The organism is Planotetraspora sp. GP83, from assembly GCF_041262585.1.
In the GTDB taxonomy this organism is placed as follows: domain Bacteria; phylum Actinomycetota; class Actinomycetes; order Streptosporangiales; family Streptosporangiaceae; genus JAOEGB01.
The window spans coordinates 196,598-211,540 of record NZ_JBGCBZ010000003.1 but is presented as its reverse complement, the minus strand read 5'-3'; the positions used below and the strand labels follow the sequence as shown (position 1 = coordinate 211,540).

General features: G+C 70.3%; 12 protein-coding genes. 8 read left to right on the top strand and 4 right to left on the bottom strand.

What is annotated here, in order from left to right; genetic code table 11:
• Window positions 1–27 precede the first annotated feature (27 nt).
• The gene (dnaE, locus tag ABH927_RS05815) at window positions 28–3,546 is read left to right on the top strand and encodes a DNA polymerase III subunit alpha (RefSeq protein ID WP_370018731.1); all 3,519 of its coding nucleotides are present in this window, start codon (window positions 28–30) and stop codon (window positions 3,544–3,546) included.
• A gap of 20 nt (window positions 3,547–3,566) precedes the next feature.
• On the opposite strand, the gene ABH927_RS05810 is transcribed toward dnaE, so the two are convergent.
• Both ABH927_RS05810 and murA read right to left on the bottom strand, forming a co-directional pair.
• On the bottom strand, window positions 3,567–5,930 hold the full coding sequence (locus ABH927_RS05810; RefSeq protein ID WP_370018730.1) for a transglycosylase domain-containing protein: 2,364 nt from the start codon (window positions 5,928–5,930) through the stop codon (window positions 3,567–3,569).
• 52 nt (window positions 5,931–5,982) lie between these two features.
• Window positions 5,983–7,287: a UDP-N-acetylglucosamine 1-carboxyvinyltransferase gene (gene murA, locus ABH927_RS05805; RefSeq protein ID WP_261583402.1), complete on the bottom strand. Its 1,305-nt coding sequence runs from the start codon at window positions 7,285–7,287 to the stop codon at window positions 5,983–5,985.
• A gap of 54 nt (window positions 7,288–7,341) precedes the next feature.
• On the opposite strand from murA, the gene ABH927_RS05800 reads away from it, so the two are divergent.
• A complete protein-coding gene (locus tag ABH927_RS05800; protein WP_370018728.1) occupies window positions 7,342–7,815 on the top strand; it encodes a hypothetical protein in 474 nt (157 codons plus the stop codon).
• Here the strand turns inward: ABH927_RS05800 and ABH927_RS05795 are convergent.
• Together ABH927_RS05795 and ybaK are read right to left on the bottom strand one after the other, a co-directional pair.
• Window positions 7,812–9,203, bottom strand: coding sequence for an amidase (locus ABH927_RS05795; protein ID WP_370018726.1), 1,392 nt, complete (start codon window positions 9,201–9,203; stop codon window positions 7,812–7,814). The genes ABH927_RS05800 and ABH927_RS05795 overlap by 4 nt on opposite strands.
• A 4-nt stretch (window positions 9,204–9,207) precedes the next feature.
• A complete protein-coding gene (ybaK, locus tag ABH927_RS05790) occupies window positions 9,208–9,705 on the bottom strand; it encodes a Cys-tRNA(Pro) deacylase (RefSeq protein ID WP_370018724.1) in 498 nt (165 codons plus the stop codon).
• Between the two features lie 85 nt (window positions 9,706–9,790).
• On the opposite strand from ybaK, the gene ABH927_RS05785 reads away from it, so the two are divergent.
• From ABH927_RS05785 to hisH, 6 genes are all read left to right on the top strand, one after another.
• On the top strand, window positions 9,791–11,098 hold the full coding sequence (locus ABH927_RS05785; protein WP_370018722.1) for an RICIN domain-containing protein: 1,308 nt from the start codon (window positions 9,791–9,793) through the stop codon (window positions 11,096–11,098).
• A gap of 68 nt (window positions 11,099–11,166) precedes the next feature.
• Window positions 11,167–12,474 (top strand): histidinol dehydrogenase, encoded by a 1,308-nt coding sequence (hisD, locus tag ABH927_RS05780; protein WP_370018720.1) that lies wholly within the window; start codon window positions 11,167–11,169, stop codon window positions 12,472–12,474.
• The gene (locus ABH927_RS05775) at window positions 12,471–13,544 is read left to right on the top strand and encodes a histidinol-phosphate transaminase (protein WP_370018718.1); all 1,074 of its coding nucleotides are present in this window, start codon (window positions 12,471–12,473) and stop codon (window positions 13,542–13,544) included. The genes hisD and ABH927_RS05775 overlap by 4 nt, the downstream gene beginning before the upstream one ends.
• A complete protein-coding gene (hisB, locus tag ABH927_RS05770; RefSeq protein ID WP_370018716.1) occupies window positions 13,541–14,161 on the top strand; it encodes an imidazoleglycerol-phosphate dehydratase HisB in 621 nt (206 codons plus the stop codon). Before ABH927_RS05775 ends, hisB begins: the two co-directional genes overlap by 4 nt.
• Window positions 14,161–14,313 (top strand): hypothetical protein, encoded by a 153-nt coding sequence (locus ABH927_RS05765; RefSeq protein WP_370018714.1) that lies wholly within the window; start codon window positions 14,161–14,163, stop codon window positions 14,311–14,313. The genes hisB and ABH927_RS05765 overlap by 1 nt, the downstream gene beginning before the upstream one ends.
• A complete protein-coding gene (hisH, locus tag ABH927_RS05760) occupies window positions 14,304–14,942 on the top strand; it encodes an imidazole glycerol phosphate synthase subunit HisH (RefSeq protein WP_370018713.1) in 639 nt (212 codons plus the stop codon). Before ABH927_RS05765 ends, hisH begins: the two co-directional genes overlap by 10 nt.
• The last annotated feature ends 1 nt before the right edge of the window (window position 14,943 follow it).

The following is a 14,943-nucleotide window of genomic DNA, read 5'->3' as shown; positions in this document are numbered from 1 at the left end:
GGTAGCGGCGGCGATGTTGGGGGTCTCATGGGTGATTCGTTTGTGCATCTGCACGTCCACACCGAGTATTCGATGCTCGACGGGGCCGCTCGGCTGAAGCAGATGTTCAAACTCGTGGGCGATCTCGGCATGCCCGCGATCGCGATCACCGACCACGGCAACATGCACGGTGCCTACGACTTCTACAAGCAGGCCACCGACGCCGGGGTGAAGCCGATCCTCGGCATCGAGGCGTACGTCGCGCCGGAGTCGCGGCTGCAGAAGAAGCCGGTCCTGTGGGGCGAGCCGCACCAGAAGAGCGACGACGTCTCGGCGGGCGGCTACTACACCCACATGACCATCTGGGCGAGAAACCGGACCGGTCTCGGCAACCTGATGCGGCTGAGCTCCCGCGCCTACACCGAGGGCTTCGTCCGCAAGTGGGCCCGGATGGACGCCGACCTGCTCGCCGAGCACTCCGACGGCCTGATGGCGACCACCGGCTGCCCGTCGGGCGAGGTGCAGACGCGCCTGCGCCTTGGGCAGTACGACGAGGCGCTGAAGGCCGCCGCGAAGTTCCAGGAGATCTTCGGGAAGGAACACTACTTCCTGGAGATCATGGATCACGGGCTCGACATCGAGCGGCGGGTCAGGGACGGGCTGACCAGGATCAGCCGGGAGCTCGACATCCCGCCGCTGGTCACCAACGACTCGCACTACACCTACGAGGCCGACGCGGCGAGCCACGACGCGCTTCTGTGCATCCAGACCGGCAAGCAGCTCTCCGACCCGGACCGCTTCCGGTTCGACGGCAGCGGCTACTACGTCAAGTCGGCCGACGAGATGCGGGCCGTCGACTCGTCCGACCTCTGGCAGGAGGGCTGCCGCAACACGCTGCTGGTCGCCGAGAAGGTCGACCCGGCCGGCATGTTCGGCTACAAGAACCTGATGCCGAGCTTCCCGGTGCCGGAGGGGGAGACCGAGGAGAGCTGGTTCCGCAAGCAGGTCTGGGAGGGCATGGAGCGCCGCTTCCCGGACGGCTTCGACGACGAGCACCGGCGGTGGGCGGAGAAGGAGATCGATGTCATCCTTCAGATGGGCTTCCCGTCCTACTTCCTCGTGGTCGCCGACTTCATCATGTGGGCCAAGAACAACGGCATCCGGGTCGGCCCTGGCCGTGGCTCGGCGGCGGGCTCCCTCGCGGCCTACGCGCTGGGCATCACCGACCTCGATCCCATCCCGCACGGCCTGATCTTCGAGCGGTTCCTCAACCCCGAGCGCGTGTCCATGCCCGACGTCGACATCGACTTCGACGAGCGCAGGCGCGCCGACGTCATCCGGTACGTCACGGAGCGGTGGGGCGCCGACAAGGTCGCCATGATCGCGACGTTCGGCACGATTAAGGCGAAGGCCGCCATCAAGGACGCCGCCCGCGTCCTCGGTTATCCGTACGCCCTGGGCGACAAGGTCTCCAAGGCGTTCCCGCCCGCCGTGATGGGCAAGGACATCCCGCTGAGCGGCATCTTCGACTCCGGTCACCCGCGCTACAACGAGGCCGGCGAGCTGCGGAAGCTGTACGAGGAGGACGTCGACGTCAAGGCGACGATGGACCTCGCCAAGGGCCTGGAGGGCCTGATCCGGCAGACCGGCGTGCACGCCGCGGGCGTCATCATGTCCGCGGAGCCGCTCGTCGACAACGTCCCGATCATGCGGCGCGACTCCGACGGCGCGATCATCACGCAGTTCGACTACCCGACCTGCGAGACGCTCGGCCTGCTGAAGATGGACTTCCTCGGCCTGCGCAACCTCACGATCATCGACGACTGCCTGAAGATGATCGAGATCAACGGCGGCGAGCCGATCGACCTGCTGAAGCTGCCGCTCGACGACCGGATCACCTACGAGCTGCTGAGCCGCGGCGACACGCTCGGCATCTTCCAGCTCGACGGCGGCGGCATGCGCTCGCTGCTGCGCATCATGCGCCCCGACAACTTCGAGGACATCTCCGCCGCCCTCGCGCTCTACCGGCCCGGCCCGATGGGCGCCAACTCGCACACCAACTACGCGCTCCGCAAGAACAGCCAGCAGGAGATCACCCCGATCCACCCTGAGCTGGAGGAGCCGCTCAAGGAGATCCTCGACACGACCTACGGCCTGATCGTCTACCAGGAGCAGGTCATGGCCATCGCGCAGAAGGTCGCGGGCTACTCCCTGGGCGGCGCCGACCTGCTCCGCCGCGCGATGGGCAAGAAGAAGAAGTCCGAGCTGGACAAGCAGTTCGAGTTCTTCGAGAAGGGCATGCAGGACAACGGCTTCTCGGCCGCCGCGATCAAGGCGCTGTGGGACATCCTCCTGCCCTTCTCCGACTACGCGTTCAACAAGGCCCACACCGCCGGATACGGCCTGGTCTCCTACTGGACGGCCTACCTCAAGGCCAACTACCCGGCCGAATACATGGCCGCCCTGCTCACGTCCGTCAAGGACGACAAGGACAAGTCGGCGCTCTACCTGAACGAGTGCCGCCGCATGGGCATCAAGGTGCTGCCGCCGGACGTCAACGACTCCGACTTCGACTTCACCCCGCGCGGGACCGACGTCCGCTTCGGCCTGTCGGCCATCCGCAACGTCGGCGGCAACGTGGTCGACGGGATCATCGCCGCCCGCAAGGAGAAGGGCAGGTTCGCCGACTTCAAGGACTTCCTGCGCAAGGTGCCGGCGATCGTCTGCAACAAGCGCGTCATCGAGTCCCTGATCAAGGCGGGCGCCTTCGACTCGTTCGACCACGTCCGCAAGGGCCTGCTGATGGTCCACGAGCAGGCGGTCGACGCGATCATCGACATCAAGAAGAACGAGGCCATCGGGCAGGACTCGCTGTTCGGCGCGGTCGACGGCGCGGAGGACCAGACGTTCGACGTGCAGATCCCGCCGGGGGAGTGGGACAAGACCACGCTGCTGCAGTTCGAGCGGGAGATGCTCGGGCTGTACGTCTCCGACCACCCGCTGCTCGGCGTGGAGCACATCCTGGCGTCCGGCGCGGACTGCTCGGTGGCCGCCCTGCAGTCGGAGGACCGTCCCGACGGCCAGATCGTCACGGTCGGCGGCCTGCTGAGCGGCCTCCAGCGGAAGGTCACCAAGAAGGGCGACACCTGGGTTCTCACCATGCTGGAGGACCTGGAGGGCGCCATCGAGGTGATGATCTTCCCCTCGGCGTACCAGCTCTGCGCGACCATCCTCGCGGAGGACGCGATCGTCTTCGTCAAGGGCCGGATCGACAAGCGCGAGGACGTGGCGAAGATCATCGCCATGGAGGTGACGGCTCCCGACCTGACGGCCGAGTCAGGCGGCCCGCTCGTTGTCAGCCTGCCGATGGCCCGCTGCACCCCGCCCGTCGTGGGCCGGCTCAAGGAGGTCCTGATCACGCATCCGGGCACGACCGAGGTGCACCTCCAGGTGCACAACGGCCCGCGCACCACCGTCATGCGCCTCGACGACCGGCTCCGCGTCACCCCCTCGCCCTCCCTCATGGGCGACCTCAAACAGCTCCTCGGCCCCGCCTGCCTCGCCTGAGCCGTACGGCCCGCGCGGTCTCAGCGGTGCTCGTGCACCCGGCCCGGCCTGTGGCGATGGGCCGGGTGGCGCGGCCGGTGGTTCTTGTGGCGCCTGCCGTGGCGGGCCGGGGGACGGGCATGAGACCGGCCGACGGGCTGGGCGTGGGTGGGCTTCTGGTAGGCGAACCGGCCGGTGTCGTGGCCCGGGTCGTGGCCCCCGTCCTGGCTCGTGTCGTGGTCTCTGCCGTGGTCGGCGTCGCGCCGGCCGCCGTGGCCTGAGCCCTCCCGGTCTCTGTGCTTCTTCTCCCTTTCGAGGAACTCCTTGAGGCCGGGCGTGAAGCCGCCGCCGAAGCGCCGCATGTCGGGTGACACGAAGTCCGACGGCGGGACGTCCCGCAGCGCGGACCGCATGGAGTCCACCCAGATCGGGCCGGGGAGCGAGGCGCCCTGCACGGCGCCGTAGTACTGGCCTCCGATGGTGACGCCCGTGAGGGGGTAGCGGTAGGAGCCGCGGATGTCGCCGACGCTGACGGCGGACGCGAGGTGGGGTGTGTACCCGGCGAACCAGGCGGAGGTGTACCCGTTGTTCGTGCCCGTCTTACCCGCCGCCGGCCGCCCGATGGACTGCCCGTGCATCGTCCCCTTCGTGAAGACCCCGGACAGCACGTGGTTGACCGCGTCGGCGACCTCCGGGTCGAGGACCTCCCCGCAACTCGGCGGCACCGAGGTCCGCGTGCCGTCCCGCTCGACGATGTCGGTGATCGCCATGGGCCGGCAGTAGCGCCCGCGCGCCGCGAAGGCCGCGAACGCCGCGGCGACGGTCGTCGGGTCCATCTCGTTGACGCCCAGCGTGAACGTGGGCACCTCGCGCAGCGGCGTGCCGTCCGCCCTCGAGATGCCGAGCGCCCTGGCCGTCCTGACGACGTTGCACAGGCCGACCTCCCGCTCCAGCTTCATGTAGAAGATGTTGACCGACTTCCAGGTGCCCAGCTCCAGGCTGTACGGCCCGCCGGTGCCCTCTCCGCTGGCGTTGTAGATCGTGGCCGAGGGGGCGTTGACCGGCTTCCCCGCGCAGTCGCGGTAGCCGCTCGACGGCACGTACGAGCCGGGTGTGTCGAAGCCGTCCCCGAACCGCCAGCCCTGGGCCAGGGCCGTGGCCAGCGTGAACGCCTTGAACGTCGACCCGGCCTGGAAGCCGTCGCCCCCGCCGTGCGCCCTGTCGGCGGCCAGGTTGTAGGTCGTCCGCGGCCCTGTCTTGCGGTCGCGCGGGTTGCGCCCGTAGCGCTTGCTCGCCGCCATGGCCCGGATGAGGCCGGTGCCGGGCTCCACCATGGTCTCGGCCGCTACCTGGGTGTCCCGCGGGGCCACGCGCGCCGCGATCGCCTTCTCGGCGGCCTTCTGCGCGGCCGGATCGATGGAGGTCCACAAGGTGAGCCCGCCCCGCTGGAGGCGGCGCTCCCGGTCGGCCCTCGTGTATCCGAAGGCGGGGTTGGTGAGCACCTCCTGCTCCACGTAGACGCAGAAGTAGGGGTAGGCGCTGCCCTCGCACCCGCCCGGCTCCCCGCGCATGCGCAGCCCCAGCGGGTCGCGGGCCGCCGCGCGGGCCTGCTCCACCGTGATCATTTTCAGCTCGGCCATCCGGTCGAGCACGATGTCGCGCCGCTCCAATAGCCGCGCCTGCTGGGCCCTGCCCAGCGACGGGTCGGTGTCGTACGGCGTGCGCACGGCGCCGGCGAGCGTGGCCGACTGGAGCAGCGTCAGGTCGGCGGCGTCGACGCCGAAGAACCGCCGTGCCGCGGCCTGGATCCCGAACGCGCCCGCCCCGAAGTAGGCGATGTTGAGGTAGCGCTCCAGGATCTGCTGCTTGGAGTACTTCTTCTCCAGCGCGAGCGCGTACCGCGCCTCGTCGATCTTCCGCTGGATGCTGCGCATCCGGGCGAGGGCGCGCTCGTGGGCCGACTCGGCCCGGTTGACCATGATGTTCTTCACGAGCTGCTGGGTGATCGACGAGCCGCCCTGCCGGATGCCGCCCGCCTGCGTGTTGGCGATGAGCGCCCGGAGCGTCCCCTTGATGTCGACGCCGCCGTGCTCGTAGAACCGGGAGTCCTCGATGGCCACGATGGCCTGCCGCATGGCCGGGGCCACCTTGTCGATCGGCACGGACTCCCGGTTCTGGTAGTAGAACTGGGCGATCTGCCTGCCGTACCGGTCGAGCAGGCGGGTCATCTCCGGAAGCGGGTCCTCGCGCGGCGGCGGGGGCAGCTCCGTGAAGGTGGACGCGGCTCCCTTCGCGGCGAACCCGGCCCCGCTCACCAGCGGCATGGCCAGCGCGGCGACCAGGACACCTCCCAGCGCGCCGGAAAGGCCCAGCGCGGCGGCGGCGCTGAGGAGACGAGAGGTCACGGAATATCAGTGCGACCCGATGGACGTCCCCAAACGCCGGACGCCGAAAGCTTTACGTTCCCCGGCTGATCTTCAGCCCCAGAGAGGTGAACTGCTCGAAGGGGCGGTGGTAGCCGCGCTCGATGTGGTTGACACCGCGCAGGGTCGAGGTGCCCTCGGCGACCGCGGCCGCCAGCACCGCGGAGAACCCGGCGCGGATGTCGGGCAGCGTGACGTCGGCGCCGCGCAGCTTGGACACTCCGCGCACGACGGCCGAGTGCTTGGCGTTGGTGTCGTGGTAGCGGCAGGCGGGCCCGCCCAGGCACTGCGCGAAGACCTCGATCTCGCAGCCCATCTTCTGCAGGGCCGGCACGTAGACCAGCCGGTTCTCGAAGACGGTCTCGTGCAGGACGGACATGCCCTCGGCGCGGGTGAACAGCACCATCAGCGGCGTCTGCCAGTCGGTCATGAACCCCGGATGCGTGTCGGTCTGCACGGCCGCGGCTCGCAGGCCGTCCGGCGCGGAGGCGGTCAGCCAGTCGTCGGTGATGTCGAACCTGGCGCCCATCCGGGCGAGCGTGGTGATGGCGGTGACGAGCCGGTCCTGCGGGCAGCCGTGGACCCGCACCTCGCCACCGGTGACGAGCCCGGCCACCAGGTAGGAGAACGCCTCGATGCGGTCACCGGCGAGCCACGTCGAGGCGCCGCGCAGGCGCTCGACCCCCTCGATGACGATGCGCCGGTCGGGGCTGAGCTCGATCATCGCGCCCATCCGCTGGAGGAACAGCGCGAGCTCCACCACCTCGGGCTCCATCGCGGCGCCCTTGATGACCGTCTTGCCCTCGGCGAGCACGGCCGTCATGAGGATGGTCTCGGTCGCGCCGACGCTGGGATAGGGGAGCGTGATACGGCTTCCGCGCAGGCGGGTGGCCTTGGCCGTGATGCCGGTGTCGCCGACCTCGATCTCGGCGCCCATCGAGCGCAGCGCCTCGACGTGGAAGTTGACCGGCCGCCGCCCGATCGGGTCGCCGCCCACGAGCGGGACGAACGCCTCCCCGGCCAGGTGCAGCAGCGGGCCGAGCATGAGGATCGGGATGCGGTTGAGCCCGGTGTACTCCTCGGGGACGCGGGGCCGGATCTCGGCGCTCTGCTCGATTGTGATCTCACCCGGCGTTATCTCCACGTGGATGCCGAGCGCCTCCAGCATCGCCGCGGTCAGCCCGACCTCGCCGACCTCCGGGGCGTTGTGCAGCGTGCTCGGGCCTGTGCCCAGCATCGCCGCGACCATGTGCTTGGAAACCGCGTTCTTGGATCCCCGCACCTCGACGTCCCCGCGTAGCGGGCCTGACGGGTCGATCTGCCACACCTCTTCACTCACGCCCTAAAGAGTAACGGCGCTTCGCCCCATCGCCATGTAGGTAGCATCTGGACGGTGCGGCATCATTTGGCGACGCTGGTCATGACCGTGCTCGTGCTGGCCCTGCTGGGAGTGGCCGCCGGGTTCGCGTGGTCGGGGCTCGCGCCCTCCTCGCTCTACGTGCTGACCGACGTGGGGCCGCAGCTCGCCGACCCCGAGTCGCAGTCGCTCATCGACGCCGACGGCTGGTTCGCCGTCGTCACCGGCGGGTTCGGCCTGGTCTGCGGCGTGGCGGCGTACGTCGTGGCGCGCCGGCGGCCGGTCGCGGTCCTGCTGGGGCTGGCGGGCGGCGGCCTGCTCGCCGGATATATCGCGTTCCTGGTCGGCAGCTCGGCGAAGGGAACGGTCCAGGCCGCGGGCCCCGGCGGGGTCACCGGCACCGCGTCGCTCGGCCTGACCGCGCGCGGCGTGCTGTTCGTCTGGCCGGTCCTGGCTACCGCGATCTTCTGGGCCGTCGAGTTCGTGGTGACCTACCGCCACCGGGATTAGGGCCGCCTCTTCCCGTGCCCGGTCGCCCGCTCGAACGCGTGCCCGAGCCGCAGGACGTCGAGGTCCGCCCACGGCCTGCCGATGATCTGCACGCCCACGGGCAGGCCGCCCGGCGTGAACCCGGCGGGAATCGACATCGCGGGCGCGTGCAGGACGCTGACCCAGTAGCAGGACCGCATCCAGGCGAGATAGTCCGGCATCCGCCGGCCGTTGATCTCCAGGACGTACGGATCGTCCACCGGGAACGGCGGCACCTGGCTGACCGGGGCGACCAGGAACTCGTAGTCGCCGAAGAAGGCGTTCATCCGGTGGAACAGCCCGGTGCGGAGCCGCTCGGCGCGCGCGAGGTCCTCCCCGGTGACCTTCCTGCCCTGTTCCACGTTCCACGCGACGTTGGGGCCGACCTCCGTCAGGTCGCCGTAGTTCAGCGCGTAGTACCACGATCGGTAGATCCGGAACGCGTCCTCGGCGTCGGAGAGGTCGAGCTCGACCCGCTCCACCTCGGCTCCCAGCCCGGCGAGCGCGGTCACCGCGCCGGCCGTGACCCGCGCCGTCTCCGGGTCGACAGGCAGCCCGCCCAGGTCGGGGCTGAACGCGATCCGCGCCCCGGTGAAGTCCCGCTCCAGCAAGCCACGGTCCAGCGGCCCGCCGAACGCCTCCCTGACGGCGTACGGCGAGCACGGGTCGAACCCGGCGATCGCGGTCATGAACAGCGCGAGGTCGGCCGCCGTGCGGGCCATGGGCCCCGGCACGGCCAGCGTGAACCAGGCCGCGTTAGCCGACTTCGACGGCACCCGGCCGGGAGTCGGCCGCAGCCCGGCCACGTTGCAGAACGACGCGGGATTGCGCAGAGAGCCGCCCATGTCCGAGCCGTCGGCCAGCGGCACCATGCCGGTCGCCAGCGCCGCCGCCGCCCCGCCGCTGCTCCCGCCCGCGCTCCTCGACAGGTCGTACGGGTTGCGGGTGGCCCCGAACACCTCGTTGACCGTGTGGGAGCCCGTGCCGAACTCGGGCGTGTTGGTCTTGCCGACCGCGATGCCGCCCGCCTCCCTGATCCTCCGTACGATCAGGTCGTCGGTCTCCGGGACGTGATCGGCGAACAGACGCGAGCCGTACGTCGTCCTGATCCCGGCCGTGTCGACGAGGTCCTTGTGCGCGACGGGGAGCCCGTGCAGCGGGCCGCGCCAGTGGCCGCGGGCGAGGTCGGCGTCGGCCTGCGCCGCCTGATCGAGGGCGCGCTCGGGCACCAGCGTGACGATGGCGTTGACCTGGCCGTTCACCTCGCCGATCCGCCGCAGGCACGCCTCCGTGAGCTCCACCGCGCTCACCTGCCGCGTGCGGAGCAGGCCGGACATCTCGGTCGCGGTGAGGTCGGGCAGCTCGGTCATGGGCTCAACTCTTCGCGATGGCGGCGGTGACGGCCTGCGTGAGCCGGACCAGGTTGGCCGGGGCCGTCTCGATCTGCAGGCCGCGGCGGCCGGCGGAGAAGTAGACGGTCTCGAACCCGAGCGCCGACTCGTCGATCACGGTGGGCAGCTTCTTGCGCTGCCCGAGCGGGCTGATGCCCCCGACGACGTAGCCGGTGACCCGCTCCACCTTGACCGCGTCGGCCATCGCCGCACGCTTGCCCTTCAGCGCGGCGGCGAACGCCTTGAGGTCGAGCTTCCCGGCGACGGGCACCACGGCCACCGCGAGGCCCGCCTCCGTCTCGGCGACGAGGGTCTTGAAGATCCGCTCGTACGGCACGCCAAGCGCGTCGGCCGCCTCCTCGCCGTACGCCTGGGCGTTCGGGTCGTGATCGTAGGGATGGAGGGTGAACTCCGCCTTGGCCTGGGTCAGGGCGACCGTCGCCGGGGTTCCCTGCCCGCCCTTGCTCCTGGTCTTGCTCACACGAAGCAGCCTACAGAGATCCTTGACATCTGCTATTTGCATTACTTGAATTAAGTAAACAAAGAACCCCCCAAGGAGGACCCGCATGAAATGGGCCCGCTGGTTAGCCCTGGTCGCCGCCGTGATCGGCGCGGCAGTCCTGCACGGCGGCACGGCGTTCGCCGCCCCGAAGTTCAAGGTCCTCGCGTTCTACAGCGGCACCTACGACACGGCGCACATCAGCTTCGTCAAAGAGGCCAACCAGTGGTTCCCCCAGGCCGCCGCGCAGAACGACTTCTCCTACACCCCGACCAACAACTGGGACCAGCTGAACGCCGCCACGCTCTCTCAGTACCAGGTGGTGCTGTTCCTCGACGACCTGCCGCAGACCGCCGCCCAGCGGTCGGCGTTCGAGCAGTACATGCGGGGCGGCGGAGCCTGGATGGGCTTCCACGTGTCGGCCTTCAACACCGACCCGCAGAGCTGGTCCTGGTACCACAACACGTTTCTCGGCACCGGGGCGTTCAGGAACAACACCTGGGGCCCCACATCGGTCACCATCCGGAACGAGGGCGGAAACCACCCCTCGACGGCCCGGCTTCCCGCGACCTTCACCTCGTCGGTAAGCGAGTGGTACAGCTGGACCAACGACCTGCGAAACAACCCGGACATCAGGATTCTGGGGTCGATCGCCCCGTCGAGTTTCCCGGTCGGAACCGACCCCAACCAGACGTGGTACAGCGGCTATTACCCCATCATGTGGACGAACAAGAACTACAAGATGCTGTACGCGAATTTCGGCCACAACGCGATGAACTACAACACGAACACCGCGCTGTCCTCGACATTCGCCAGTGACACGCAGAACCGGTTCGTCATCGACGGCCTGCTCTGGCTCGGCGGCGCCACGGCGAACCCCACCCCGAGCCCCACGCCGACCCCGACGCCGACCCCGACGCCCACCCCGACGCCGACCACCGGCCCGGACCCGGCGGCGTGGTACAGCGTCGTCAACAAGGGCAACGGCAAGTGCGTGGACGCCCGCGCGGCCGCCACCGCCAACGGGACCGCGGTCCAGCAGTACGCCTGCAACGGCACAACCGCCCAGAAGTGGCAGTTCCAGCCGACCGGCAGCGGCTTCGCGCGGATCAACAACCGCAACAACGGCGCCCAGGCGATCGACGTGACCAACATGTCCTCGGCGGACGGCGCCCTCCTCCAGCTGTGGGCGTACAGCGGCGGGAACAACCAGCAATGGCAGGCGGTCTCCGAAGGCGGCGGGTACTACCACTTCGTGAGCCGCCTCAGCGGGAAATGTCTCGACGTGCCCGGGGCCTCGGCCGCCGACTCCGTCCAGCTCCAGCAGTACACCTGCAACGGCACGGCCGCGCAGTCTTTCCGGCTGTCCCCTTGAGATCACCCAGCCCGTCTTAAGGACTGGACGGGAGAAGATTCCTCCCTGGTCATCCGTAGACTAGGACGGTGATTTCCCGTATCGACCTGCGTGGCTCGCTGCCCGGCGACCTGCGCGACGTGCTGCCCCGCGCCGATCTCGACGTCGAGGCCGCCCTGGAGAAGGTGCGGCCCATCTGCGAGGAGGTGCGCCATCGCGGTGTGGCGGCCGTGCGGGAGCTGACGGCGAGATTCGACGGGGTCGAGCTGGAGTCCACCCGGGTGCCCGTGGAGGCCATCGGGCGGGCCCTCGACGAGCTTCCCGCGGCCGTGCGCGCGGCCCTGGAGGAGTCGATCCGCAGGGCCCGCCTCGTCCACCGGGACCAGCGGCGCACGGACACCACGACCCGGGTCGTGCCCGGCGGGTCGGTGACCGAGCGCTGGGTGCCGGTCGGCCGCGTGGGGCTGTACGTCCCGGGAGGCCGGGCCGTCTACCCGTCCAGCGTGGTCATGAACGTCGTGCCCGCCCAGGAGGCCGGGGTCGGCTCGCTCGCCGTCACCTCGCCCGCGCAGCGCGAGTTCGGCGGGCTGCCGCACCCCGCGATCCTCGCGGCCTGCGCTCTGCTCGGGGTGGACGAGGTCTACTCCGTGGGCGGAGCCCAGGCCGTCGCGATGTTCGCCTACGGCACCGAGGAGTGCCCCCCGGTCAACATGGTCACCGGGCCGGGCAACATCTGGGTCGCCGCGGCCAAGCGGCTGCTCAAGGGCCGCATCGGCATCGACTCCGAGGCCGGCCCGACCGAGATCGCGATCCTGGCGGACGAGACGGCCGACCCCGTCCACGTCGCCTCCGACCTGATCAGCCAGGCCGAGCACGACGTGATCGCGGCGGCCGTGCTGGTCACGACGAGCCCGGAGCTCGCCGACGCGGTCGAGAAGGAGCTGCCCGGCCAGGTCGCCGCGACCCGCCACTCAGAGCGGATCACCGAGGCCCTGAGCGGTCGCCAGTCCGGCATCGTGCTCGTGTCGAGCGTCGACGACGGGCTGAAGGTGGTGGACGCCTACGCGGCCGAGCATCTGGAGATCCAGACGGCGGACGCCCACGAGGTGGCCGCCCGGGTCCGCAACGCCGGGGCGATCTTCGTCGGCCCCTACGCGCCGGTGTCGCTCGGCGACTACATGGCCGGGTCCAACCACGTGCTGCCGACCGGCGGCTGCGCCTGCCACTCGTCCGGCCTGTCCGTCCAGACCTTCCTCCGCGGCATCCACGTCGTCGACTACACCCGCGAGGCGCTCGCCGAGGCCGCGCCGTACGTCTGCGCGCTGGCCGACGCCGAGGACCTGCCCGCGCACGGCGCCGCCATCCGTGCCCGGTTCGACTGGGAAGTGCCCTCATGACCCTTGACGACCTGCCGATCCGTGACGACCTGCGCGGCAAGCAGCCCTACGGCGCGCCGCAGCTCGACGTGCCGGTCCAGCTCAACACCAACGAGAACCCCTACTCGCCCTCGGCCGCGCTGATCGGCGACCTCGCCGAGGCGGTACGGCACGGCGCGGCCACGCTCAACCGCTACCCCGACAGGGACGCCGTCGAGCTGCGCAAGGACCTCGCCGACTACCTCGGCCACGGCCTCACGGCACGCCAGCTCTGGGCGGCCAACGGGTCCAACGAGATCATCCAGCAGATCCTCCAGGCGTTCGGCGGCCCGGGGCGGTCGGCCATCGGCTTCGAGCCGTCCTACTCCATGCACCCGATCATCGCGGGCGGCACCAACACCCGCTGGATCGAGGGCGCCCGCGAGGAGGACTTCTCGATCGACGTGGCCGCGGCCGTCGCCGCGATCGAGCGGCACCGCCCCGACGTGGTGTTCCTGACCTCTCCCAACAACCCGACCGGTACGGCGCTGCCGCTCGGCGTGATCGAGCGGATCCTCGAGGCCGCGCCGGGGATGGTCGTGGTCGACGAGGCCTACGCCGAGTTCGCCCGGACCGGCACGCCGTCCGCGCTGACCCTGCTGCCCGGCAACCCCCGGCTGATCGTCACCCGGACCATGTCGAAGGCGTTCGCCATGGCGGGGGCCCGGCTCGGATATCTCGCCGCCGACCCGGCCGTCGTCGACGCCATGCTGCTCGTCCGCCTGCCGTACCATCTGTCCACCCTGACCCAGGCGGCCGCCCGGGTGGCCCTGGCACACCGGGCCGAGCTGCTCGGCACGGTGGACGCGCTGCGGGCCGAGCGGGACGCCACGGTGGACTGGCTACGGCACCGTGGCCTGGCGGTCGCTGACTCCGACGCCAACTTCGTGCTATTCGGTAGTTTTCCGGATCGGCGCGTCGTGTGGGAGGGGCTGCTTGAGCACGGTGTGCTGATCAGGGAGACCGGTCCCGCGGGATGGCTCCGTGTGTCGATCGGGACAAGTGAAGAGATGGCGGCGTTCCGCGCCGCCCTGGAAGGGGTCCTCGGATGAGTGACGCGAGCCCTGCCGCGGGCGACGAGCGCCGCGGCCGCGTCGAGCGCAGCACGAAGGAGACGTCGGTCCTGGTCGAGGTCAACCTCGACGGCACCGGCATCGTGGACGTCGCGACCGGTGTCGGCTTCTACGACCACATGCTGGCGCAGCTCGGCAAGCACGGGCTGTTCGACCTGACCGTGAAGACCGAGGGCGACCTGCACATCGACTCCCACCACACGATCGAGGACACGTCGATCGCGCTGGGAGCCGCGTTCCGCGAGGCGCTCGGCGACAAGTCGGGCATCCGCCGCTTCGGCAGCGCGTCGTGCCCGCTCGACGAGGCGCTGGCCCAGGTCACGGTGGACCTGTCCGGCCGGCCGTACCTCGTGCACACCGAGCCCGAGGGCATGGCGCCCATGATCGGGCCGGAGTACGACACGACCATGACCAGGCACATCCTGGAGTCGTTCGTCGCCCAGGCCGCCGTGTGCCTCCACGTGCACGTGCCGTACGGGCGCAACGCCCACCACATCGTCGAGGCGCAGTTCAAGGCCCTCGCGCGGGCGCTGCGGGAGGCGTCCGAGCGGGACCCGCGCGCGACCGGTGTGCCGAGCACCAAGGGCGTCCTCTGATGACCTTCGCGTCAGGCGGCATGATCTTCATCGGCCTCTTCCTCGTCGGCGGGGTCATCTCCGCCGTGCGGCAGGGCCTCAAGGTGCTCGCGGTGCTGGCCGGCGCGGGAGCCGCGCTGGCGATCACAGCTGGGGTGATGTGGTGGCAGTAGGCAAGCGTGTCGTGGTGCTCGACTACGGCTCGGGCAACCTGCGCTCCGCCGAGCGGGCGCTGGCCCGGGCCGGAGCCGACGTGACGGTGACCGCCGACTGGGACGCGGCCCTGGAGGCGGACGGCCTGGTCGTCCCGGGCGTCGGCGCGTTCGCCGCCTGCATGGAGGGGCTCAAGAGCGTCCGCGGCGACCAGATCGTCGGCCGCCGCCTGTCGGGCGGGCGTCCGGTTCTCGGGATCTGCGTCGGGATGCAGATCCTGTTCGACAAGGGCGTGGAGCACGGTGTCCACACCCAGGGGTGCGGCGAGTGGCCGGGCACGGTCGAGCGCCTCGACGCGCCCGTGCTGCCGCACATGGGCTGGAACACCGTCACCGCGCCCGCCGGCAGCGTCCTGTTCGAGGGGCTCGACGCCGGCACCCGCTTCTACTTCGTCCACTCCTACGGCGTGCGCGACTGGAAGCTGGAGGCCGGTCCCGGCTTCACCCCGCCCCTCGTGACCTGGGCCGAGCACGGCGTGCCGTTCGTCGCGGCCGTTGAGAACGGCCCGCTCATGGCCACCCAGTTCCACCCCGAGAAGTCCGGCGACGCCGGCGCCGCGCTGCTGGCCAACTGGCTCCACACGCTCTGAG